The 2084-nt window shown below is 38.6% G+C and carries 2 protein-coding genes; both read right to left on the reverse strand.

Translation table 11 applies throughout. From position 1 onward, the window contains the following. Window positions 1–420: 420 nt before the first annotated feature. Window positions 421–645 carry a hypothetical protein gene (locus MF4642_RS16390; protein ID WP_078426868.1) on the reverse strand — a complete coding sequence of 75 codons (225 nt, stop codon included), beginning with the start codon at window positions 643–645 and terminating at the stop codon, window positions 421–423. After that, a complete protein-coding gene (locus MF4642_RS16395; RefSeq protein WP_078426869.1) occupies window positions 645–1823 on the reverse strand; it encodes a protein rep in 1179 nt (392 codons plus the stop codon). Before MF4642_RS16395 ends, MF4642_RS16390 begins: the two co-directional genes overlap by 1 nt. Between the last annotated feature and the right edge of the window lie 261 nt (window positions 1824–2084).

A 2084-nucleotide genomic window follows, 5' to 3' on the forward strand; every position in this document is an offset into this window, starting at 1 on the left:
AAATATACGCCACATCATAAAGTTATTGCAAGACCACATGACAACACATAGGCGCATTATATCTCTCATGCGTCGTCCTCCTCGACTCGTCGTCCTCCTCTTCGATCTCTTCCGCGCCTCCATGTGAAATCAGTTCGCACCCATTCGGGATGCTCTATTTATCCAGTGAAAAATCAAAAGGGAGCTGTAATCAGGGAAAAAGGATTTAAAATTTTAATATCCCGAATCACTCGTAGACACTCGTTCTGTCATGCTGCGTGCGTACTGCGCGCCCTCGCTCCGCACTCGCATTCATCACTCGGAACAAACTAAAGAGTACTCATATAATCTTTAGTGACTTTTTCAGAATGCACGCTTACGCGTTTCTAAAGAAACAGACAAAAAAAAGCCCGACCGGAGTCAGGCTACAAGTTAATTTTCTTAATGAGTTTTTTGCATATGTTCACCAAATGAAAACTTAACATCAATCATTTCATCTGGAGTTAAATCACCCTCAACATTCAAACGTGTATTTTCTTCATCAACTGGCATGATAACCAGGTCGCACTCATATTTTTGATGAAGATCAGAACCAACATCATCCCAAAATGACTGAGGTAGGTGACTATGAACACGGCCAATATAAATATGAATAGAAGAAATCATTACGCAACCTCACTTAATCTTTTAGTTTCTAACTCTAGTATCTCAATAAGTAATTTTTCAGTAGATCCACTACCAAAAGATCCACTTTCCCAATCATCTTCAATCGCTTTTAAAAACTGATGACGTTTTTGATAATGGCAAAGCAAACTAAAAATATATTCATCAACAGTCCTTAAACTTATTGCTTCATTTTCAGTTTCTTCAGCAAGTTCCTCGTCTGTTTTATCTTCAATTTCTAAAAGCTGTTTTAATCCTCTAGACCAAACCAATTGACGAGCACCTTTCACAGAAATTGCAAATTCCTGAAAAAGTTTTGAGGGTTTTTTTTGAAAAACATCAAGATCCTCAATTGATAACTGCAAGAGATCAAAAGGTGTGAGACTGTTGTGCTTTCCCTTTTTAATATGTCCCTTGGTTAACTCGTGCTCAATACCCCATTTAGAAACATATTCAGAAGCATATTCACCATCTCTCAAATCTAAACCATGCTTCATAGATGGAGCTGATAAACCTGCACGAACACAGGCCTTTATCCAAAGTTCAGAAAGATTTTTTTTAAGATCAGCAGAAACCAAAATGTATTTATTAAACATCAAAATATGAAAATGCGGATGCCATCCATTATCACCATAAGTGACCTCAAAAGACCTGACCTTATGAACAACACCCATTTTTTTAAGAATGACTTTTACTTTTGTTGTTTCAAGGAAAATCTTATATGCCTTTTTTTGGCGTTCTAAGAGCGATTTAAGGCTTTCTGACTTTGAATGGCTAAAGGTAAGGGTTAATAGCTGAATTGAGCCATCATGGCTTGTTTGCCACGTATTAACAGCCTTTTTAAGCTCCTCTCTCCGTTTTTCAGTAATTTGTTTGGCACAAACAGGACATGACCAAATAGAACCACAACGCTGGACATTGGCCCAGTGAGCTTTTTTTCTAGATTCGTTGTATTTAACTTCGCGTAATTTATCTTTATCGATGCGTTTTTTTAAACAATTTCCCACACGTTCTCGGGGTAAAAGTTTAGCAGATTGGTCTTGAAGCAAAAAATTATGGAATCGCTGAAAGCCTTGCTGGCTGTGGATTACCTGAGATTTCGTAAATATACCAAGGGGCTGGCTATTTTTAACGCTTTTCGGGCTTGATAGGGACGGATTTTCCCCATAAAATGTACTCATGGACATTCCTTGATTAATGTTCATCACTGGGTTGAAGTGTTAGCGCACTGTCAGCCCATTTTTTTTGCCTCGTAGTATGGGAATAATGGTACCCGTAAATAAATATTGAGGACTTGCTTTCATTGTGCAGTCCAAAATATACGCCACATCATAAAGTTATTGCAAGACCACATGACAACACATAGGCGCATTATATCTCTCATGCGTCGTCCTCCTCGACTCGTCGTCCTCCTCTTCGATCTCTTCCGCGCCTCCATGTGA

The organism is Acinetobacter sp. MF4642 (genome assembly GCF_002018925.1).
Taxonomy (GTDB): domain Bacteria; phylum Pseudomonadota; class Gammaproteobacteria; order Pseudomonadales; family Moraxellaceae; genus Acinetobacter; species Acinetobacter johnsonii.